Source organism: Cytobacillus firmus, from assembly GCF_023657595.1.
Lineage (GTDB): Bacteria > Bacillota > Bacilli > Bacillales > Cytobacillaceae > Cytobacillus > Cytobacillus firmus_B.
The window spans coordinates 258254-274411 of the sequence record NZ_CP098323.1; the positions used below are offsets into that span (position 1 = coordinate 258254).

The following is a 16158-nucleotide window of genomic DNA, read 5'->3' on the forward strand; positions in this document are numbered from 1 at the left end:
TTGTTTGTTCTTTTGATAAAATGAATATTGAGACTCTATGATGGAGGAATGAACTTGGAAAAAACATTGGATAGACAAGATCAAACACTAAATTTAATCGCTGGGGAACTATCGATAGCCATCAAACAAGTAAAAAACACAATCAGCTTACTGGAAGAAGGAAACACAGTCCCGTTTATTGCCCGATACAGAAAAGAACAGACAGGCGCGCTGGATGAAGTTCAAATCCGCGATATTATGGAGCGCTGGCAATACATACAAAACCTTAATCACCGTAAAGAAGAGGTAATCCGCTTAATTGAAGAACAAGGCAAATTGACCGAAGAGCTAAAAACCAAAATTAACAAAGCGGTGAAGCTGCAGGAAGTAGAAGACTTATACCGGCCATATAAGCAAAAGCGCCGGACAAAAGCAACTGCGGCAAAAGAAAAAGGGCTTGAGCCCTTTGCTGAGTGGCTTCTCACTTTTTCGCTAAATGAAACCCCTGCTGCAAAAGCCAAAGAATTCTTATCTGATGAAAAGGAAGTAACCACAACGGAAGAAGCAATCGCTGGTGCAAAAGATATTATCGCAGAGTGGGTATCAGATGAAGCGGAGAGCAGAAAATGGATCCGTATGGAAACAGCCAAAAAGGGGACTATTGAGTCCACTGTGAGAAATAAAGAGAATGACGAAAAAGGCGTTTATGAAATGTATTACGAGTATGAGGAACCGGTGAGCAAGATTGTTCCACACCGCACACTTGCATTGAACCGCGGTGAAAAAGAGGAAGTATTAAAGATTAACATTAAGCCAAATACCGAATTTATTTTAAAGTACTTATATAAAAAGTGGGTAAAGGATGAACGTTCTCCTGCAGGCACGATTGTAAGGGAAGCCATTGATGATGGCTACAAGCGTCTGATCATGCCATCGATTGAACGCGAAATACGCAATGAACTGACTGAAAAAGCAGAAGAACAGGCTATTATGATTTTTTCTGAAAATCTAAGAAAACTGCTGCTTCAGCCCCCGTTGAAAGGAAAGATCGTACTTGGGGTAGACCCTGCCTACAGAACAGGCTGCAAGCTGGCTGTTGTAGATGAAACTGGAAAAGTACTTGATATCGGAGTCATATATCCGCACCCGCCTGTTTCCAAAACGAATCAGGCACGGGAGAAAGTAATTCAAATTCTAAAAACCTATAAAGTAAAAATGGTTGCCATCGGAAATGGGACTGCTTCAAGGGAAACCGAACAGTTCATCGCAGATATATTAAAGGACATGAAAGAGGAAATATTCTACCTGATTGTCAATGAAGCGGGGGCGAGCGTCTACTCTGCCTCGGATCTTGCCAGAGAAGAGTTTCCTGATTTTCAGGTAGAAGAAAGAAGTGCTGTATCAATCGCCCGACGCCTCCAGGATCCTCTTGCAGAATTGGTTAAGATTGATCCAAAGTCAGTTGGGGTTGGTCAATATCAGCATGACGTATCCCAGAAAAAGCTGTCCGAATCCCTTTCCTTTGTTGTAGAGACAGCAGTAAACCAGGTAGGCGTAAATGTGAACACCGCTTCATCTTCATTGCTGCAGCATGTAGCCGGCCTGTCAAAAACAGTTGCCGTAAATATAATTAAAAAACGGGAAGACGAAGGGAAGTTCACGGACCGCAAGCAATTGAAAAAAATCCCCCGACTTGGTGCCAAAACCTATGAACAGGCAATAGGCTTCCTGCGGATTATTGATGGAAAAGAGCCTCTGGACCGGACGGGAATTCATCCGGAAACATATGCAGAAGTAAATAAATTGCTGGCTAATCTCGACTTTAAATCAAATGACCTTGGCTCACCATCGCTAAGAGAGGCGCTCAAAGGCATAGATATCAGCCGGACAGCCCGGGAGCTTGAAATCGGTGAGCTGACATTGAAGGATATCATTGACGCTTTAATGAGACCTGAAAGAGATCCGCGTGATGAGCTGCCGAAGCCTCTTTTGAAAAAAGAAGTTCTAAAGCTTGAAGACCTGCAGGAAGGAATGGAATTGCAAGGGACAGTGCGGAATGTTGTAGATTTCGGAGCCTTTGTCGATATTGGAGTCAAACAGGATGGCCTTGTTCATATATCCAAGCTCAGCCGCCAATTTGTCAAACACCCGCTGGACGTCGTTTCCGTTGGTGATGTGGTAACAGTCTGGGTGGACTCTGTTGATAAACACAAGGGAAGAGTCGCTTTAACAATGCTGGGCCATTCTAATTAATAGAAGCTAATAATTTCACAGTTTTCGAGTCGTCATAAGCTAAATCACACCGGAAATCACTATTTCTGGCGTGATTTGGCTTATGCTTTTTATAACTAATGATGAGTTCGCTTGACTAAGGATTTTCAGCATTGGGACTGGATTGTTCGGCGGGCATTAGTGCCTTTATGAGCAATGCTTCTTTCTATAGAAAAACCAGCACTGATTCAGCAGTTTGATCTGATAGCGGTCTTTTTCATAAAAAGCACGCTGGATTTGATTTTGAAACCATACAGGCATACGATTTACCTCCCGTTAATTGGAATCTGATAATGGCTCCCTCTTTCTGCAAGGAGTTCAGAGCTGTAAAAGGTATATATAATGTATGCTATAATAGGTTGTCATGTTTACGATAAGAGAGGAAAACATTGAGATGAATGACCAGGAGCTTCAGAAACTTGTTGAAAAGATATCATTAGAAAGCTTCGGCAAGCCCTTTTGCCACCAGGCATATTTTAATTCACGCCTAAAATCGACTGGCGGAAGATATATGCTGAATTCACATCATGTTGAAATTAACAAAAAGTATTATGAGCAGCTTGGACCTGAAGAATTAGTGGGAATTATTAAGCACGAGCTCTGTCATTATCATTTGCACTTAGAGGGAAAAGGATATAAACATCGTGATCAGGATTTCAGACTTTTAATGAAGAAAGTGGGAGCACCCCGATTTTGTTCAGCTTTGCCTGATCGCCCTAAAACAAAAAAATCCGTTAAGATTCTTGTTTATGTGTGCAAAGAATGCGGCCAAATTTATCAGAGAAAAAGAAAAGTTGATACGAAGAAATATGTCTGCGGTAAATGCAAAGGAAAATTAGTGTTCAAAAAAGAATTGACATTAGATTAAGTACGCTTTATATTTAATAATTGTCGCAGGTCAATACAGGACAAGCGGCTAATAAATTCTTCTAAAAAGATGCTTGACTTTTATAGTCCGCGTCCTTATAATATGAAGAGTCGATAAGATGTTAGCTGTTTTATTGATCAGTTTATTATTATTCCGCAGTAGCTCAGTGGTAGAGCATTCGGCTGTTAACCGAACGGTCGCAGGTTCGAATCCTGCCTGCGGAGCCATATTTGGGGAAGTACTCAAGTGGCTGAAGAGGCGCCCCTGCTAAGGGTGTAGGTCGCGTAAGCGGCGCGAGGGTTCAAATCCCTCCTTCTCCGCCAGAAAATTCTAACAATGGCCCGTTGGTCAAGCGGTTAAGACACCGCCCTTTCACGGCGGTAACACGGGTTCGAATCCCGTACGGGTCACTTTTTTTATTTCCGACGGTTTTTATGGATGGTCCCGTGGTGTAGCGGTTAACATGCCTGCCTGTCACGCAGGAGATCGCGGGTTCGATTCCCGTCGGGACCGCCATTTGTTATTGGGCTATAGCCAAGCGGTAAGGCACCGGACTTTGACTCCGTCACTCGCAGGTTCGAATCCTGCTAGCCCAGCCATTTTTAATGAGCCATTAGCTCAGTCGGTAGAGCATCTGACTTTTAATCAGAGGGTCGAAGGTTCGAGTCCTTCATGGCTCACCATATTAAATTTTATATGCGGGTGTGGCGGAATTGGCAGACGCACCAGACTTAGGATCTGGCGCCGCAAGGCGTGGGGGTTCGACTCCCTTCACCCGCACCATTAATTACCATTGAATTAAGTATCTCGTTTTGGTATGATGTTACTTGTCGCTTTATTAAGCGGTCGTGGCGGAATGGCAGACGCGCTAGGTTGAGGGCCTAGTGGGGGCAACCCCGTGGAGGTTCAAGTCCTCTCGGCCGCACCAAAAAAGTTATTGACATTTGAATTTAAGATCGTTATAATATAAGAGTTGCTTTAAAAGATGCGCCCGTAGCTCAATTGGATAGAGCGTTTGACTACGGATCAAAAGGTTAGGGGTTCGACTCCTCTCGGGCGCGCCATTATACGGGGAGTAGCTCAGCTTGGTAGAGCACTTGGTTTGGGACCAAGGGGTCGCAGGTTCGAATCCTGTCTTCCCGACCATTCGGGAAATAACAATTCTATATGCGGGTGTAGTTTAGTGGTAAAACCTCAGCCTTCCAAGCTGATGATGAGGGTTCGATTCCCTTCACCCGCTCCAAACTTACTGATTGATCTTTGAAAACTGAACGAACAAAACGTCAACGTTTAAATCATTAGTCTTTTTCGAAAAGACAACTCGAGCTTAATCAACTCTTATATGGAGAGTTTGATCCTGGCTCAGGACGAACGCTGGCGGCGTGCCTAATACATGCAAGTCGAGCGGACAGATGGGAGCTTGCTCCCTGAAGTCAGCGGCGGACGGGTGAGTAACACGTGGGCAACCTGCCTGTAAGACTGGGATAACTCCGGGAAACCGGGGCTAATACCGGATAACTCTTTTCCTCACATGAGGAAAAGCTGAAAGATGGTTTCGGCTATCACTTACAGATGGGCCCGCGGCGCATTAGCTAGTTGGTGAGGTAACGGCTCACCAAGGCCACGATGCGTAGCCGACCTGAGAGGGTGATCGGCCACACTGGGACTGAGACACGGCCCAGACTCCTACGGGAGGCAGCAGTAGGGAATCTTCCGCAATGGACGAAAGTCTGACGGAGCAACGCCGCGTGAGTGATGAAGGTTTTCGGATCGTAAAACTCTGTTGTCAGGGAAGAACAAGTACCGGAGTAACTGCCGGTACCTTGACGGTACCTGACCAGAAAGCCACGGCTAACTACGTGCCAGCAGCCGCGGTAATACGTAGGTGGCAAGCGTTGTCCGGAATTATTGGGCGTAAAGCGCGCGCAGGCGGTTCCTTAAGTCTGATGTGAAAGCCCCCGGCTCAACCGGGGAGGGTCATTGGAAACTGGGGAACTTGAGTGCAGAAGAGAAGAGTGGAATTCCACGTGTAGCGGTGAAATGCGTAGAGATGTGGAGGAACACCAGTGGCGAAGGCGACTCTTTGGTCTGTAACTGACGCTGAGGCGCGAAAGCGTGGGGAGCAAACAGGATTAGATACCCTGGTAGTCCACGCCGTAAACGATGAGTGCTAAGTGTTAGAGGGTTTCCGCCCTTTAGTGCTGCAGCAAACGCATTAAGCACTCCGCCTGGGGAGTACGGCCGCAAGGCTGAAACTCAAAGGAATTGACGGGGGCCCGCACAAGCGGTGGAGCATGTGGTTTAATTCGAAGCAACGCGAAGAACCTTACCAGGTCTTGACATCTCCTGACAACCCTAGAGATAGGGCGTTCCCCTTCGGGGGACAGGATGACAGGTGGTGCATGGTTGTCGTCAGCTCGTGTCGTGAGATGTTGGGTTAAGTCCCGCAACGAGCGCAACCCTTGATCTTAGTTGCCAGCATTCAGTTGGGCACTCTAAGGTGACTGCCGGTGACAAACCGGAGGAAGGTGGGGATGACGTCAAATCATCATGCCCCTTATGACCTGGGCTACACACGTGCTACAATGGATGGTACAAAGGGCTGCGAGACCGCGAGGTTAAGCGAATCCCATAAAACCATTCTCAGTTCGGATTGCAGGCTGCAACTCGCCTGCATGAAGCCGGAATCGCTAGTAATCGCGGATCAGCATGCCGCGGTGAATACGTTCCCGGGCCTTGTACACACCGCCCGTCACACCACGAGAGTTTGTAACACCCGAAGTCGGTGGGGTAACCTTTTGGAGCCAGCCGCCTAAGGTGGGACAGATGATTGGGGTGAAGTCGTAACAAGGTAGCCGTATCGGAAGGTGCGGCTGGATCACCTCCTTTCTAAGGAATATTTACAAGAAACGTGACGTTCTTTGTTCGTTCAGTTTTGAGAGTTCAATCTCTCAATGAAAGATTCGTTCTTTGAAAACTAGATAATGATTATGAAGAAGCAATAACCGAGTAATCGCCATTTTAGTGAATTCTCTCTATGTTAAATAGAGTTAAAAACCTTTGATACTGTTCATCTTCGATGAACCTGTCAAATACGGTTAAGTTAGAAAGGGCGCACGGTGAATGCCTTGGCACTAGGAGCCGATGAAGGACGGTACTAACACCGATATGCTTCGGGGAGCTGTAAGTAAGCTTTGATCCGGAGATTTCCGAATGGGGAAACCCCCTATCCGTAATGGGATAGGATCCTTATCTGAATACATAGGGTATGGAAGGCAGACCCGGGGAACTGAAACATCTAAGTACCCGGAGGAAGAGAAAGCAAACGCGATTCCCTGAGTAGCGGCGAGCGAAACGGGATTAGCCCAAACCAGGAGGCTTGCCTCCTGGGGTTGTAGGACACTCTATACGGAGTTACAAAGGAACGAGGTAAATGAACAGGTCTGGAAAGGCCGGCCAGAGAAGGTAAAAGCCCTGTAGTTGAAACTTCGTTCCCTCCAGAGTGGATCCTGAGTACGGCGGGACACGAGAAATCCCGTCGGAAGCAGGGAGGACCATCTCCCAAGGCTAAATACTCCCTAGTGACCGATAGTGAACCAGTACCGTGAGGGAAAGGTGAAAAGCACCCCGGAAGGGGAGTGAAATAGATCCTGAAACCGTGTGCCTACAAGTAGTTAGAGCCCGTTAATGGGTGATAGCGTGCCTTTTGTAGAATGAACCGGCGAGTTACGATTACATGCGAGGTTAAGTTGATAAGACGGAGCCGCAGCGAAAGCGAGTCTGAATAGGGCGAATGAGTATGTGGTCGTAGACCCGAAACCAGGTGATCTACCCATGTCCAGGGTGAAGTCCAGGTAACACTGGATGGAGGCCCGAACCCACGCACGTTGAAAAGTGCGGGGATGAGGTGTGGGTAGCGGAGAAATTCCAATCGAACTTGGAGATAGCTGGTTCTCTCCGAAATAGCTTTAGGGCTAGCCTCATGTAGTAAGAGTCTTGGAGGTAGAGCACTGTTTGGACTAGGGGCCCCCATCGGGTTACCGAATTCAGACAAACTCCGAATGCCAAAGACTTATCCATGGGAGTCAGACTGCGAGTGATAAGATCCGTAGTCAAGAGGGAAACAGCCCAGACCACCAGCTAAGGTCCCAAAGTATACGTTAAGTGGAAAAGGATGTGGAGTTGCTTAGACAACCAGGATGTTGGCTTAGAAGCAGCCACCATTTAAAGAGTGCGTAATAGCTCACTGGTCGAGTGACTCCGCGCCGAAAATGTACCGGGGCTAAACGTATCACCGAAGCTGTGGATTGACATCTTCCGATGTCAGTGGTAGGAGAGCGTTCTAAGGGCGTTGAAGCCAGACCGCAAGGACTGGTGGAGCGCTTAGAAGTGAGAATGCCGGTATGAGTAGCGAAAGATGGGTGAGAATCCCATCCACCGAATGCCTAAGGTTTCCTGAGGAAGGCTCGTCCGCTCAGGGTTAGTCGGGACCTAAGCCGAGGCTGAAAAGCGTAGGCGATGGACAACAGGTTGATATTCCTGTACCACCTCTTTACCGTTTGAGCAATGGGGGGACGCAGGAGGATAGGGTAAGCGCGCTGATGGATTAGCGCGTCCAAGCAGTTAGGCCGGTAACGAGGCAAATCCCGTTACCACACAGGCTGAGCTGTGACGGCGAGGGAAATTTAGTACCGAAGTTCCTGATTCCACACTGCCAAGAAAAGCCTCTAGCGAGGGAAAAGGTGCCCGTACCGCAAACCGACACAGGTAGGCGAGGAGAGAATCCTAAGGTGAGCGAGAGAACTCTCGTTAAGGAACTCGGCAAAATGACCCCGTAACTTCGGGAGAAGGGGTGCTCATTAGGGTGAATAGCCCTGATGAGCCGCAGTGAATAGGCCCAGGCGACTGTTTAGCAAAAACACAGGTCTCTGCGAAGCCGCAAGGCGAAGTATAGGGGCTGACGCCTGCCCGGTGCTGGAAGGTTAAGAGGAGAGGTTAGCGCAAGCGAAGCTTTGAATCGAAGCCCCAGTAAACGGCGGCCGTAACTATAACGGTCCTAAGGTAGCGAAATTCCTTGTCGGGTAAGTTCCGACCCGCACGAAAGGCGTAACGATCTGGGCACTGTCTCAACGAGAGACTCGGTGAAATTATAGTACCTGTGAAGATGCAGGTTACCCGCGACAGGACGGAAAGACCCCGTGGAGCTTTACTGTAGCCTGATATTGAATTTTGGTACAGCTTGTACAGGATAGGTAGGAGCCTGAGAAGCCGGAGCGCCAGCTTCGGTGGAGGCGTCGGTGGGATACTACCCTGGCTGTATTGAAATTCTAACCCGCGCCCCTGATCGGGGCGGGAGACAGTGTCAGGTGGGCAGTTTGACTGGGGCGGTCGCCTCCTAAAAAGTAACGGAGGCGCCCAAAGGTTCCCTCAGAATGGTTGGAAATCATTCGCAGAGTGTAAAGGCACAAGGGAGCTTGACTGCGAGACCTACAAGTCGAGCAGGGACGAAAGTCGGGCTTAGTGATCCGGTGGTTCCGCATGGAAGGGCCATCGCTCAACGGATAAAAGCTACCCCGGGGATAACAGGCTTATCTCCCCCAAGAGTCCACATCGACGGGGAGGTTTGGCACCTCGATGTCGGCTCATCGCATCCTGGGGCTGTAGTCGGTCCCAAGGGTTGGGCTGTTCGCCCATTAAAGCGGTACGCGAGCTGGGTTCAGAACGTCGTGAGACAGTTCGGTCCCTATCCGTCGTGGGCGCAGGAAATTTGAGAGGAGCTGTCCTTAGTACGAGAGGACCGGGATGGACGCACCGCTGGTGTACCAGTTGTCTTGCCAAAGGCATTGCTGGGTAGCTATGTGCGGAAGGGATAAGTGCTGAAAGCATCTAAGCATGAAGCCCCCCTCGAGATGAGATTTCCCATAGCGTCAAGCTAGTAAGATCCCTGAAAGATGATCAGGTTGATAGGTCAGAGGTGGAAGCGTGGCGACATGTGGAGCTGACTGATACTAATCGATCGAGGACTTAACCAAGTCATTGGTGAATACTCGGCAAACACTTCTTCATACATTATCTAGTTTTGAGGGAACGAAGTTTCTTCAACCAAATAGTCCGGTGGCGATAGCGAGAAGGTCACACCCGTTCCCATACCGAACACGGAAGTTAAGCTTCTCAGCGCCGATGGTAGTTGGGGGCTGTCCCCCTGTGAGAGTAGGACGCTGCCGGGCGAAGACAGAGAGTTTTTCTCTTTGTCTTTTTTAATCCTCATATACTGGAATAATTTAACGCCAGTACAATTTTATATTCGAAAGACATGCAGTAAATAATTTCTCAATAAACCTTAAAAAAGTGTTGACGAATTATTTATAAGATGTTATTCTAATATAGTTGCTTGATTGATCTTTGAAAACTGAACGAACAAAACGTCAACGTTTAAATCATTAGTCTTTTTCGAAAAGACAACTCGAGCTTAATCAACTCTTATATGGAGAGTTTGATCCTGGCTCAGGACGAACGCTGGCGGCGTGCCTAATACATGCAAGTCGAGCGGACAGATGGGAGCTTGCTCCCTGAAGTCAGCGGCGGACGGGTGAGTAACACGTGGGCAACCTGCCTGTAAGACTGGGATAACTCCGGGAAACCGGGGCTAATACCGGATAACTCTTTTCCTCACATGAGGAAAAGCTGAAAGATGGTTTCGGCTATCACTTACAGATGGGCCCGCGGCGCATTAGCTAGTTGGTGAGGTAACGGCTCACCAAGGCCACGATGCGTAGCCGACCTGAGAGGGTGATCGGCCACACTGGGACTGAGACACGGCCCAGACTCCTACGGGAGGCAGCAGTAGGGAATCTTCCGCAATGGACGAAAGTCTGACGGAGCAACGCCGCGTGAGTGATGAAGGTTTTCGGATCGTAAAACTCTGTTGTCAGGGAAGAACAAGTACCGGAGTAACTGCCGGTACCTTGACGGTACCTGACCAGAAAGCCACGGCTAACTACGTGCCAGCAGCCGCGGTAATACGTAGGTGGCAAGCGTTGTCCGGAATTATTGGGCGTAAAGCGCGCGCAGGCGGTTCCTTAAGTCTGATGTGAAAGCCCCCGGCTCAACCGGGGAGGGTCATTGGAAACTGGGGAACTTGAGTGCAGAAGAGAAGAGTGGAATTCCACGTGTAGCGGTGAAATGCGTAGAGATGTGGAGGAACACCAGTGGCGAAGGCGACTCTTTGGTCTGTAACTGACGCTGAGGCGCGAAAGCGTGGGGAGCAAACAGGATTAGATACCCTGGTAGTCCACGCCGTAAACGATGAGTGCTAAGTGTTAGAGGGTTTCCGCCCTTTAGTGCTGCAGCAAACGCATTAAGCACTCCGCCTGGGGAGTACGGCCGCAAGGCTGAAACTCAAAGGAATTGACGGGGGCCCGCACAAGCGGTGGAGCATGTGGTTTAATTCGAAGCAACGCGAAGAACCTTACCAGGTCTTGACATCTCCTGACAACCCTAGAGATAGGGCGTTCCCCTTCGGGGGACAGGATGACAGGTGGTGCATGGTTGTCGTCAGCTCGTGTCGTGAGATGTTGGGTTAAGTCCCGCAACGAGCGCAACCCTTGATCTTAGTTGCCAGCATTCAGTTGGGCACTCTAAGGTGACTGCCGGTGACAAACCGGAGGAAGGTGGGGATGACGTCAAATCATCATGCCCCTTATGACCTGGGCTACACACGTGCTACAATGGATGGTACAAAGGGCTGCGAGACCGCGAGGTTAAGCGAATCCCATAAAACCATTCTCAGTTCGGATTGCAGGCTGCAACTCGCCTGCATGAAGCCGGAATCGCTAGTAATCGCGGATCAGCATGCCGCGGTGAATACGTTCCCGGGCCTTGTACACACCGCCCGTCACACCACGAGAGTTTGTAACACCCGAAGTCGGTGGGGTAACCTTTTGGAGCCAGCCGCCTAAGGTGGGACAGATGATTGGGGTGAAGTCGTAACAAGGTAGCCGTATCGGAAGGTGCGGCTGGATCACCTCCTTTCTAAGGAATATTTACAAGAAACGTGACGTTCTTTGTTCGTTCAGTTTTGAGAGTTCAATCTCTCAATGAAAGATTCGTTCTTTGAAAACTAGATAATGATTATGAAGAAGCAATAACCGAGTAATCGCCATTTTAGTGAATTCTCTCTATGTTAAATAGAGTTAAAAACCTTTGATACTGTTCATCTTCGATGAACCTGTCAAATACGGTTAAGTTAGAAAGGGCGCACGGTGAATGCCTTGGCACTAGGAGCCGATGAAGGACGGTACTAACACCGATATGCTTCGGGGAGCTGTAAGTAAGCTTTGATCCGGAGATTTCCGAATGGGGAAACCCCCTATCCGTAATGGGATAGGATCCTTATCTGAATACATAGGGTATGGAAGGCAGACCCGGGGAACTGAAACATCTAAGTACCCGGAGGAAGAGAAAGCAAACGCGATTCCCTGAGTAGCGGCGAGCGAAACGGGATTAGCCCAAACCAGGAGGCTTGCCTCCTGGGGTTGTAGGACACTCTATACGGAGTTACAAAGGAACGAGGTAAATGAACAGGTCTGGAAAGGCCGGCCAGAGAAGGTAAAAGCCCTGTAGTTGAAACTTCGTTCCCTCCAGAGTGGATCCTGAGTACGGCGGGACACGAGAAATCCCGTCGGAAGCAGGGAGGACCATCTCCCAAGGCTAAATACTCCCTAGTGACCGATAGTGAACCAGTACCGTGAGGGAAAGGTGAAAAGCACCCCGGAAGGGGAGTGAAATAGATCCTGAAACCGTGTGCCTACAAGTAGTTAGAGCCCGTTAATGGGTGATAGCGTGCCTTTTGTAGAATGAACCGGCGAGTTACGATTACATGCGAGGTTAAGTTGATAAGACGGAGCCGCAGCGAAAGCGAGTCTGAATAGGGCGAATGAGTATGTGGTCGTAGACCCGAAACCAGGTGATCTACCCATGTCCAGGGTGAAGTCCAGGTAACACTGGATGGAGGCCCGAACCCACGCACGTTGAAAAGTGCGGGGATGAGGTGTGGGTAGCGGAGAAATTCCAATCGAACTTGGAGATAGCTGGTTCTCTCCGAAATAGCTTTAGGGCTAGCCTCATGTAGTAAGAGTCTTGGAGGTAGAGCACTGTTTGGACTAGGGGCCCCCATCGGGTTACCGAATTCAGACAAACTCCGAATGCCAAAGACTTATCCATGGGAGTCAGACTGCGAGTGATAAGATCCGTAGTCAAGAGGGAAACAGCCCAGACCACCAGCTAAGGTCCCAAAGTATACGTTAAGTGGAAAAGGATGTGGAGTTGCTTAGACAACCAGGATGTTGGCTTAGAAGCAGCCACCATTTAAAGAGTGCGTAATAGCTCACTGGTCGAGTGACTCCGCGCCGAAAATGTACCGGGGCTAAACGTATCACCGAAGCTGTGGATTGACATCTTCCGATGTCAGTGGTAGGAGAGCGTTCTAAGGGCGTTGAAGCCAGACCGCAAGGACTGGTGGAGCGCTTAGAAGTGAGAATGCCGGTATGAGTAGCGAAAGATGGGTGAGAATCCCATCCACCGAATGCCTAAGGTTTCCTGAGGAAGGCTCGTCCGCTCAGGGTTAGTCGGGGCCTAAGCCGAGGCTGAAAAGCGTAGGCGATGGACAACAGGTTGATATTCCTGTACCACCTCTTTACCGTTTGAGCAATGGGGGGACGCAGGAGGATAGGGTAAGCGCGCTGCTGGATTAGCGCGTCCAAGCAGTTAGGCCGGTAACGAGGCAAATCCCGTTACCACACAGGCTGAGCTGTGACGGCGAGGGAAATTTAGTACCGAAGTTCCTGATTCCACACTGCCAAGAAAAGCCTCTAGCGAGGGAAAAGGTGCCCGTACCGCAAACCGACACAGGTAGGCGAGGAGAGAATCCTAAGGTGAGCGAGAGAACTCTCGTTAAGGAACTCGGCAAAATGACCCCGTAACTTCGGGAGAAGGGGTGCTCATTAGGGTGAATAGCCCTGATGAGCCGCAGTGAATAGGCCCAGGCGACTGTTTAGCAAAAACACAGGTCTCTGCGAAGCCGCAAGGCGAAGTATAGGGGCTGACGCCTGCCCGGTGCTGGAAGGTTAAGAGGAGAGGTTAGCGCAAGCGAAGCTTTGAATCGAAGCCCCAGTAAACGGCGGCCGTAACTATAACGGTCCTAAGGTAGCGAAATTCCTTGTCGGGTAAGTTCCGACCCGCACGAAAGGCGTAACGATCTGGGCACTGTCTCAACGAGAGACTCGGTGAAATTATAGTACCTGTGAAGATGCAGGTTACCCGCGACAGGACGGAAAGACCCCGTGGAGCTTTACTGTAGCCTGATATTGAATTTTGGTACAGCTTGTACAGGATAGGTAGGAGCCTGAGAAGCCGGAGCGCCAGCTTCGGTGGAGGCGTCGGTGGGATACTACCCTGGCTGTATTGAAATTCTAACCCGCGCCCCTGATCGGGGCGGGAGACAGTGTCAGGTGGGCAGTTTGACTGGGGCGGTCGCCTCCTAAAAAGTAACGGAGGCGCCCAAAGGTTCCCTCAGAATGGTTGGAAATCATTCGCAGAGTGTAAAGGCACAAGGGAGCTTGACTGCGAGACCTACAAGTCGAGCAGGGACGAAAGTCGGGCTTAGTGATCCGGTGGTTCCGCATGGAAGGGCCATCGCTCAACGGATAAAAGCTACCCCGGGGATAACAGGCTTATCTCCCCCAAGAGTCCACATCGACGGGGAGGTTTGGCACCTCGATGTCGGCTCATCGCATCCTGGGGCTGTAGTCGGTCCCAAGGGTTGGGCTGTTCGCCCATTAAAGCGGTACGCGAGCTGGGTTCAGAACGTCGTGAGACAGTTCGGTCCCTATCCGTCGTGGGCGCAGGAAATTTGAGAGGAGCTGTCCTTAGTACGAGAGGACCGGGATGGACGCACCGCTGGTGTACCAGTTGTCTTGCCAAAGGCATCGCTGGGTAGCTATGTGCGGAAGGGATAAGTGCTGAAAGCATCTAAGCATGAAGCCCCCCTCGAGATGAGATTTCCCATAGCGTCAAGCTAGTAAGATCCCTGAAAGATGATCAGGTTGATAGGTCAGAGGTGGAAGCGTGGCGACATGTGGAGCTGACTGATACTAATCGATCGAGGACTTAACCAAGTCATTGGTGAATACTCGGCAAACACTTCTTCATACATTATCTAGTTTTGAGGGAACGAAGTTTCTTCAACCAAATAGTCCGGTGGCGATAGCGAGAAGGTCACACCCGTTCCCATACCGAACACGGAAGTTAAGCTTCTCAGCGCCGATGGTAGTTGGGGGCTGTCCCCCTGTGAGAGTAGGACGCTGCCGGGCGAAACAAATTTGTGATACAAAATCACAAGAATAATATTATCGCGGGGTGGAGCAGTTCGGTAGCTCGTCGGGCTCATAACCCGAAGGTCGCAGGTTCAAATCCTGCCCCCGCAATCTGGTCCGGTAGTTCAGTTGGTTAGAATGCCTGCCTGTCACGCAGGAGGTCGCGGGTTCGAGTCCCGTCCGGACCGCCATTTTATAGTTCTAAAAAGTAAAACGAAACTTAGTTTCGTCTTTTTTTATGCCTTTTTAACCTAAGTGTATAGGATATTAATATTGAAAATAGCTTACTTTGCCCATTGCTGTAAAATAAGGTAAACTACATATAGACTATTCTCCTTAGGATTTATCCTAAGGTTTTTTTGTAATCTCGGAATTCAGATCGTTGAATTTCGAGAACTGTCCTGCCCTATCGCCAGCTGCCTCGAGGCGGCGCGGGTGGTAAGCGTTTGTGCTTTTTCTTTTCGTTTATAGATTAGACCATAAAAGGTGTTGAAACATATGAGTCAGTTTGAGTTTATCTCAAAGAAGCCAGAGGATACGATGGGGTTTTCGGAAAAGCTTGGCAGCCTGCTTCAGCCGGGGGATGTCCTTGCTCTGGAAGGAGATTTGGGTGCAGGGAAAACGACATTCACCAAGGGACTGGCCAAAGGGCTTAATATAACCCGGAATGTAAATAGCCCTACTTTTACGATTATTAAAGAATACCACGGAAGATTACCCCTTTATCATATGGATGTATATAGAGTTGAAGATTCCTTTGAGGATTTGGGGTTTGATGAATATTTTGATGGCAATGGGGTCACAGTTGTAGAATGGGCCCATCTTGTTAAAGAACAGCTGCCCGAAGAGTTATTGACGATTTATTTATTTCTTGATGATCATGACTCAAGAAGGCTTGTGCTGGAACCCCAGGGCAGAAGATATGAGGAATTGTGTAAGGAGATAATGCTATGAAGGTTTTAGCCATTGATACATCCAATTACCCTCTGGGAGTAGCTCTTCTGGATGGTGATCAGGTTATAGGTGAGTATATTACAAATGTAAAAAAGAATCATTCTGTCCGGGTTATGCCGGCTATTGATATTTTAATGAAAGATTGCGGTATTAAGCCAGCTGAATTAGATAAAATTGTTGTTGCGAAAGGGCCTGGGTCGTATACAGGAGTGCGTATCGGGGTAACGATTGCAAAAACATTGGCATGGACTTTAAATAAACCGCTGGTTGGGGTATCAAGCCTTGAAGTATATGCGGCCTCGGCGGGCAGATACTTTAATGGCGTCATATCACCTTTGTTTGATGCCAGGAGGGGGCAAATATATACCGGCCTGTATCAATATAGGGAAGGACAGTTAGTTTCGCTGATCAAAGACCAGCTCTTGCTTTCAAAAGATTGGGCAGCCATGATTTCAGAACAGCAGGAAAACGTTCTTTTCATCGGGAATGATTTGCCCTTACATCAAGATGTATTTGCAGAATTCCTTAAAGAGCGGGCAGTGTTCGCTTCACCTGCAGAGCATAATCCCAGGCCGGCCGAACTTGCTTTATTAGGAAGGGACCGCGAAGCTGAGGATGTCCATTCTTTTGTACCTAATTACATTAGGATTGCGGAAGCTGAAGCTAATTGGATAAAAGCAAACAAGGAAAAAAAGTTATAGATGAGGAAGCGGA

At 48.9% G+C, this 16158-nt stretch carries 5 protein-coding genes, 13 tRNA genes and 6 rRNA genes; 23 read left to right on the forward strand and 1 reads right to left on the reverse strand.

Annotation, left to right across the window (positions count from 1 at the left end):
• Positions 1-48 precede the first annotated feature (48 nt).
• Entirely contained in the window at positions 49-2232 is a 2184-nt protein-coding gene (locus tag NAF01_RS01405; protein ID WP_204260553.1) for a Tex family protein, read from the forward strand.
• Positions 2233-2397: 165 nt separating this feature from the next.
• Here NAF01_RS01405 and cmpA read toward each other — a convergent pair whose 3' ends face one another.
• Complete coding sequence (gene cmpA / locus NAF01_RS01410; RefSeq protein WP_009336300.1) at positions 2398-2511, reverse strand: cortex morphogenetic protein CmpA; 114 nt, start codon at positions 2509-2511, stop codon at positions 2398-2400.
• A gap of 133 nt (positions 2512-2644) precedes the next feature.
• Between cmpA and NAF01_RS01415 the strand changes: the two genes are divergently transcribed.
• From NAF01_RS01415 to tsaB, 22 genes are all read left to right on the forward strand, one after another.
• Positions 2645-3118 (forward strand): SprT family protein, encoded by a 474-nt coding sequence (locus NAF01_RS01415; RefSeq protein ID WP_197212817.1) that lies wholly within the window; start codon positions 2645-2647, stop codon positions 3116-3118.
• 152 nt (positions 3119-3270) lie between these two features.
• Positions 3271-3345, forward strand: a tRNA-Asn gene (locus NAF01_RS01420).
• Between the two features lie 5 nt (positions 3346-3350).
• Positions 3351-3441, forward strand: a tRNA-Ser gene (locus NAF01_RS01425).
• A 15-nt stretch (positions 3442-3456) separates the two neighbouring features.
• Positions 3457-3528, forward strand: a tRNA-Glu gene (locus tag NAF01_RS01430).
• Between the two features lie 30 nt (positions 3529-3558).
• Positions 3559-3634 (forward strand) — tRNA-Asp (locus tag NAF01_RS01435).
• 8 nt (positions 3635-3642) lie between these two features.
• Positions 3643-3717 (forward strand) — tRNA-Gln (locus NAF01_RS01440).
• A gap of 8 nt (positions 3718-3725) precedes the next feature.
• Positions 3726-3801, forward strand: a tRNA-Lys gene (locus NAF01_RS01445).
• Positions 3802-3816: 15 nt separating this feature from the next.
• A tRNA-Leu gene (locus NAF01_RS01450) sits at positions 3817-3901 on the forward strand.
• Positions 3902-3960: 59 nt separating this feature from the next.
• Positions 3961-4046: transfer RNA gene (locus NAF01_RS01455), tRNA-Leu, on the forward strand.
• A gap of 59 nt (positions 4047-4105) precedes the next feature.
• Positions 4106-4182 (forward strand) — tRNA-Arg (locus NAF01_RS01460).
• 5 nt (positions 4183-4187) lie between these two features.
• Positions 4188-4264 (forward strand) — tRNA-Pro (locus NAF01_RS01465).
• Between the two features lie 23 nt (positions 4265-4287).
• A tRNA-Gly gene (locus NAF01_RS01470) sits at positions 4288-4361 on the forward strand.
• 96 nt (positions 4362-4457) lie between these two features.
• Positions 4458-6007: ribosomal RNA gene (locus tag NAF01_RS01475) — 16S ribosomal RNA — on the forward strand.
• 207 nt (positions 6008-6214) lie between these two features.
• Positions 6215-9150: ribosomal RNA gene (locus NAF01_RS01480) — 23S ribosomal RNA — on the forward strand.
• A 78-nt stretch (positions 9151-9228) separates the two neighbouring features.
• Positions 9229-9345 (forward strand): 5S ribosomal RNA (gene rrf / locus NAF01_RS01485).
• Between the two features lie 254 nt (positions 9346-9599).
• Positions 9600-11149: ribosomal RNA gene (locus NAF01_RS01490) — 16S ribosomal RNA — on the forward strand.
• Between the two features lie 207 nt (positions 11150-11356).
• Positions 11357-14292, forward strand: a 23S ribosomal RNA gene (locus NAF01_RS01495).
• 78 nt (positions 14293-14370) lie between these two features.
• A 5S ribosomal RNA gene (gene rrf / locus NAF01_RS01500) occupies positions 14371-14487 on the forward strand.
• The 16S, 23S and 5S rRNA genes sit together here with 13 tRNA genes alongside, the layout of an rRNA operon.
• A 40-nt stretch (positions 14488-14527) precedes the next feature.
• Positions 14528-14601: transfer RNA gene (locus NAF01_RS01505), tRNA-Met, on the forward strand.
• A gap of 3 nt (positions 14602-14604) precedes the next feature.
• Positions 14605-14681 (forward strand) — tRNA-Asp (locus NAF01_RS01510).
• 307 nt (positions 14682-14988) lie between these two features.
• On the forward strand, positions 14989-15444 hold the full coding sequence (gene tsaE / locus NAF01_RS01515) for a tRNA (adenosine(37)-N6)-threonylcarbamoyltransferase complex ATPase subunit type 1 TsaE (RefSeq protein WP_163141673.1): 456 nt from the start codon (positions 14989-14991) through the stop codon (positions 15442-15444).
• Entirely contained in the window at positions 15441-16145 is a 705-nt protein-coding gene (gene tsaB / locus NAF01_RS01520) for a tRNA (adenosine(37)-N6)-threonylcarbamoyltransferase complex dimerization subunit type 1 TsaB (protein WP_250801585.1), read from the forward strand. The genes tsaE and tsaB overlap by 4 nt, the downstream gene beginning before the upstream one ends.
• Positions 16146-16158 lie beyond the last annotated feature (13 nt).